We start from the raw sequence: 6910 nt of genomic DNA on the forward strand, positions 1-6910 counted from the left end.
GAATTTTTTATCCTTCATTTTTGCGCCTAAATCTACTTTGTTTTCTAGTTTGTTAAGTATTTCATCTGCAAGATTTACAGAATTTACAATTGAATTTGTATCAAGGACTGCTTCAAAAACATTACCTGTATTTAGTAAATTGTCAATTTGAAATGGTTGTAGATTAGGTAATATTGGAATATTAACTTTAAAAAGTTCCCCATTACTAGATTCTCCCCAGTTCTTATCTAAATCAAGATTAACTGTATCGTTTACAAAATATTGGTTGTTTGTGTTATCTTGTAATTGGACATAAGAAATAGTATTTAATGCTTCGTTTTCAACGCTCTTTTGAATCCATAATTTAGACCAAGCCGATAATTGAATTAAAGTCATTACATCTTGACTATTTGCAATAATTGGAGCTTCTTTAAGCACAATATTTACTACTGCTTTACTTTTTAAATTCTCTAAAAATAAAATACTATCCAAATCCCAACTCTGCACAATTGGACTTACAATCAACCAAGCTTCTTTAATTTTAGATACATAATTTAACTTAATCAACTCCTGTTTTATACTTCCAAGCATTCTCTTTGCTGATGGATAGCTATTTGTTATATCATCAGAAATGGTGTAATTACTAATGCTATTTAACCACTCTAACGCAATATTTCTGTCAAGGAGATTTATATGCCATTGTGTCTTTCTATCTATTAAACATTTTGTACAAGCATTTTGGCAATTACATTCTAATTTTATTTTAGATTGTTTAAATATTTCATCTGCATATAAAAAGAATTGATTTGCATAGCCAGCACCGCCCTTGGTAGTGTCAAAAATGAAAATTGTAGAATAATTATCGTATTTTTTAATACCAAAATCAAGTTCACCAGTTTCTATTGCCAGATAACTAGCTAATTCTTTTACGAAAACTGAACCTAAAGAATATAATAATGTTTCATTTCTAGAATAGGCGTTATTTTCTCTTATTCTAATTTCACAAAAATCAGTTTTAAAGCGTCCTCCCAAAATTACATTTGGTCTTATTGCTGTTGCTGAATAATTTCCCAAACATGCTGCACCACCATTATCATCTCTACCACCTCTTAATCTTCTATGATCATCAAGTTCTTGAAGTGACAAACCCGTTTTACCACAATGCAAACACACATGAAAGCCGTTACCATTACCTACATTGTAATATAAAATTTCACCATTTTCTTCGCTTTCTCTTATGTCGTAAATAGTATTGCTATTTTGTTCCCACGGTTTGACATTAATTAACAAAGGATCTACATACTGAATATTTGATGATTCTGATATTTTACGGTTTGGTGTTTGATAAATATCTACAGCAAAACCAGCAGGTTGAATCATTTCTGTAAAAATACCTCTGTTACCATCATTATCTGAAACCAATCCTCTAAAATTGTGGTTATGACAATGTGGACATTCCGTTTCAATAGATTGACCGTCTGAGACTTCAACAATTCTTTGGTAACCACAAGAATTACATAATTGAATTATTTCTTTAGATGATTGATTACCGCGATTATCATCTAAAATAATGCCTGAAGAATGATAATTCATACCATCAATAACAATGTTATTTCCTGGTGCAAATTCAGTTAATGCTCTCGTAATAAAATATGATGGATTTTCTTTCTTTCTACTATTCTTATTGTTTAAACTATCAATATTTGTTGTGTCAAATTCAACAATTCCCGTTGGTAAACCAGCGGTTGGTAAAAAACCTTCTTGAGCTAAAAAGGTTAACGCATTTTTCTTTAAAAACTGGATGTATTGAATATTAACAGATTTAAAGGCAGGAGAATTAGTCCCAAACTCTTCTTCCAATTGTTTTAATTTACTTTCAAAACCTTCTTTTTTACTTTTAGATTTATTTAGTAATTGGTTGAAGTTTGAAAATACTTTATTCAGAATATATGTGAAATTTTTATTCTCATAACTAGTATTTCTTACAAGATTGCTTACTTGATTTGAAAATAGTATTACTTCATTACCCATTAACCAACTGATGAATTTTACAGCTATTGGTTCTAATTCATCAAAAAAGAAACTCTCTATTTTATCAGTCACTCTAATTCCTCTAACAGCATCAGTTTGAACAAATTTTCCTAAAAAGAAAGCATTTATATGACGCTCGACAACCTGTGTACTATTAAAAGAAATGAATGGTGGAGCAATTTTATGTGTTAGTGCCCAAGTGGGTGTATTAAAAGCATTCAATCCAACTGGATTTGGAGCGCAAACAGTAAAAGCAATTGATTTGCTTTCTTTTCTACGACCAGCTCGACCAGCTCTTTGTAAATAATTTGCCGGTCCAGGAGGCACATTATTCATCACCACTGTAGAAATACCACCAATATCTACACCCATTTCCATAGTTGTAGAACAGTTGAGGATATTTATCTCAGCTTTTTCAAATTTATCTTCCAATTGTTTCAATCTCTTTTCATTTTGTTGAGCAGAATGCTCTCCAGATAGATACAATGGTCTGTTTAAAATTATTTTTTCATGAATATCATTCCACAAACCATTTTGCTTCCATTCGGCTGAATTAGTACTAATCCAATCTTTTGTTGCTGAAAGATCTAATTCATTTTCTTCATTTCTATTAAAAGGAAATTGGAATTTTGGAAATGTATATGGTTGTGATTGTTTTATTTCAAAATGTCTAATGTTGTCTTCAGAAAATGAGCCAGTAATCCAAGGTGAAAAACCTTTAAACTGAGCATCAATAAGACGTTTTTTTACAGGGCATAACCAAAGTTTTTCTGGAATTTGAAGTCTTGTTTTTTGTTCTAAATTTAATTTATATCCTGAATCATCAAATTCTAAAACATTATTTCTAATAGCTTTCCAAACTTCATCAAGTAATTCATTAATATCATCCTCAATTTCATTAGTAATTTCTCCTCTACTATAAAACCCTAAACCAGCACATAATAATAATGCCATTCTATTGGGCCTAGCTTCATTTGCTCTGAATGTTGGCCATTTTTTAGCATTAGTTATGTTAGAATCAGAATTATGAATTTGGAAACTTTTTAGAAATGATGTGGTATATGGATAAATAGAATTATCTAAAACGAAATAAAATTGATATCTAATTATATAGTCAAGACCAATTTTTAACAAATTTTTCCACTCTTCAATTGTAATATTATATCCTTCTGCAATTTTTGGTAATTGTACTTTATCCAAATCAGGATAGACTATACTAACCATTCCTAAATTTTCTAGAGAGCGTTCTCTAGGTAATCTTCTAGCAAAATTATCAAAAAGCAATGCTCTTGAATATTTTTCAAGATTTATAAAATTATCTTCTCTTGGATTGTTATTTTTAAAAAGGGTTTTTAAATTAGATTTAGGATTTAAATGTTCATATAAATCTTTCCAAGTCAATCTTACTTTTTCATTGTTTTTTTGAACATTATCTTTGATATTATTAATACTTTCTTCAATAGCTTTTTTTAATACAGGATTTTTTTGAAGCGTTAATTGTTCTTCAAGTTCTTTTAATTCATCGGAATTAAAATTGCCTTCATAAGAACTAGCTAATTGTACCTGCCATAGTTTATGAAATACTTGAGAGCGAATCCAATTGTTCTCGTTATCAATATTAATTAAAGCTGATATTTTTGCAGTTCCTTGGCGACTGTCTGTAAATGAAATGTATTTATGTCCTTCCCACAACATTTCAGAACGAATTTCATCAGCACCTGGAGTATTTTCTAAAAATATATCCGATAGAATTCTATTCATAAATGAAGAGGATATTCTAAAATGTAATGGATTATCAAGTTTGCTAGAACAATACGGACAAACGCATTCGCCTTTTCTTTCCGCTTCAATGAAATCTTCTTGAGTTGTATTTATTTTACCATTATTTTCAATTCCAAAACTAGTAGTATATGGAACATATCTTTTACTATTATTACTTTTAGTAAAAAAGAATGACTCAGTTATTGAATTAGAATCATCATTTTCGTCATTGTCTACATCATCAATTATGAAGCTATCTTGATTAATAGATGTTGCTAATTTTAAATAATGATCATTATTTTCTCTTTTTTTATCTGCTTTTAACAACTCATTACCACAAGAACGGCATGCCACTAATTCAAACATTGGAAATGTACATTTTGAACAGTTTTTTTCTGCATAGGTTGTCATTGTGCCCATTATACTTTTTGCATCAAAACCTTTATGCTTATCACAATTTGGATTTGAGCAAACATAAACGCCTCCAATACCACGTGAAAATAAATGAGCTCTTAAAGGTAAAATAGAAACGTCATTTACTTTATTTTCAATTATATCATCTACTACAAGTAATTTTTCATTTTGTGAAGCCTTTTTGTCAATAAAACTATTGGTTAATTCAGATAAAGTAATAGCATCTGAATTGTAGACCTTTTGTCTTAATAGTTTTATTTCATGTTTATTATCTATTTGAAAATTATCTGGCAATTCTTTAAATTCTCTCTTACCAGTAATTATTTCAATTTGATTTTTTTCAATACCGCAAAGATTAGCCATAAAATCTTTTAGACTATTTTCGCTTTCTTCACCACTCCCAACAGTTGCGGAAGTAATAGCAAAACGTAAATCTTTTATATTAACTTCAAAAGCATCCACAACTCTTCTAATTAATAAAGCCATTTCCGTAGCTGCTGAACCTACTAATGTGTGTGCTTCATCTAATAAAATCCAACGAAGTTTACCTTTTGAATTTTCTAATAATTGAACATCTTTATCTCTAACCAAAATGTATTCTAACATTGAAGGATTTGTAAAGAGGATTTGCGGAGGAGTTTCTCTAATATCTTTTCTATCTATTAACTCCGGAAATGCATCACTTCTCTGTTTTGCAGTTGTATTACCATCAACTGTAATACCATTATATACTGCATAAGTTAAACCATCTAAAGCTTTTACCCATGCATCCATTCTTTTTTTCTGGCTACCTATTAATGCATTCAAAGGATATAAGAATATGGCTCTTACTCCAGGTTCGTTTTGACAGTTGTCGTATAAGTCTTGTAGAACAGGCAACATAAAACATTCTGTTTTACCAGAACCCGTACCTGTTGTTACTGCTATAGATTTCTTTTCATCCAAAAGTACTTTCCAACTTTTTATTTGATGTACATAGGGATTTCTATTTTTTGGAAATTCGTATTCTCCTTTAATTTTATCCAGTTTATTTATGAAATTATTATCAAACAAATTAGTTAAATCACCAAAAGTCTCCTTTGCTGGTGTCCATGGAAAAGTATTTTGGAAAACTGGCTCTGCTAATAATTTTTCTTCTTCAAATAACTCTGATAAATAATTTTGAAATTGAGCATCACCAGTTGCCCAAAGTGATAGAATAGACTCTTTTAATCTATCTTGAATTTCACTGTATATTTTTTTAAATTTAATTTCTTGGCTCATAATTAGTTTAGTTTAAATAATAGATTAATGATTCTTCATACCACTTTTTATCAAGGTTTTCCACATACTTAATTCTTCTTCTGAAATTGTCACCATTTACGTGCCATAAACTGTCCATTTTACCACTAATGGATGAAGCTACAATTAGAGGTACCATAACTAAAATATTTACTTTGTCTGGCCAATCTTGACTAGGTAATTCTTTAACATATTGACTTCTATCATGGTAAATACTAAACGATGGTAATTCTTGAATAATTCTAGAACCTAAACGTTGTCTTAATTTATTAAGTTCTGAATTGAAAAGAAATTGATTATTTTCATTTTCATCAAAAATATTTATTTTTAACTTTTTGTATTGTAAATCAAACATTGAGAAAACAGCACTTATTAGTTCGGGATTTTTTTCAAAATTATCTAACCAATGATTTGTGTCTACCCAATGGAAAGAAAAACCTAAATCATTTTCCAATTCAACAAAATCATTCCCTGAAAACCTATATTCGTTTGCATCAAACTTTAATGATAAAAATGAAAATGCCTTTGCTGCTAATTCAGATGAAGTTGTTATTGCTTTTATAATATCAAAAGTTGCAAATGGCAAATCATTTTCTTTACATAAATAATAATATGCCCAAAACTTATTCCAAACATCACTAGTAAAATCTTCGGCTAAAAGTTGCTGAGAATAGTTTGTTATTCTAATATTTCTATCCTCAACATTTGTCAATTCATTTTCTGGATTAACTGAGATAAACTCCGGCTTAATTTTGATTTTTGAATTTTTATCAGTGAAGAGAATAAATTTATCTGCCTTGGTTGCATTAATTGAATAAAAATCTTGATCTTTTGTTATTTCAATCTTATCGATATGTTCCAAATCACAATCAAGTGGCAAAGCATATACATCATTGGAAATATCAATGTTTGAAATTTCATCAAATTTTATTGTGTTCTCATCATTTACTTGCCATTTTATTGTTTCAGAAAACTGTTTGACACTATAACTTTTAATTTTCCGATTCTTATTATTGGGTAATAGTTCAAAAATTTCCATTTTTAAAAAATTATCGATATCGATAATATTGTAAAGCTGAAAAAGTGATTTAAACGTATCGTAAAACTCAAAAAACGGTATTACTTTTCGTTCTATCTTTTTTGAAATAACAATTTCCTGATTCTTATTATTTGAAAATCTTATTTCGAATTCTTTACCATGCGAATTAGTAATTAAACGCCATCCTTTTATTTTATCTAAATATATCTCATCATCTTTAATGATATTTTCATTTTGGTCAACCAAAATAATACCTTGAAAAGGTGAAATTACATCAGCAATTAAACCATAATTTTGATTATTAGCTCTAAATCTAGTTTTAATTGAAGTAGGAAATTTTGCTGGGTTTGTTATATTAAAATTAACTTTGTTTTGATTTACGCTGAAATCAAAAAAATCGGATTT

2 protein-coding genes are annotated in these 6910 nt (G+C 28.9%); both read right to left on the reverse strand.

From position 1 onward, the window contains the following. Positions 1-5448: DEAD/DEAH box helicase (locus tag DIU01_RS14955; RefSeq protein ID WP_290835846.1), on the reverse strand; the 5448-nt coding region annotated here is incomplete at its 3' end. Between the two features lie 7 nt (positions 5449-5455). Further along, positions 5456-6910 (reverse strand): hypothetical protein (locus tag DIU01_RS14960; RefSeq protein ID WP_290835848.1); only part of this gene is annotated, 1455 nt, incomplete at its 5' end.

The organism is Flavobacterium sp. (assembly GCF_003525665.1).
GTDB lineage: Bacteria > Bacteroidota > Bacteroidia > Flavobacteriales > Flavobacteriaceae > Flavobacterium.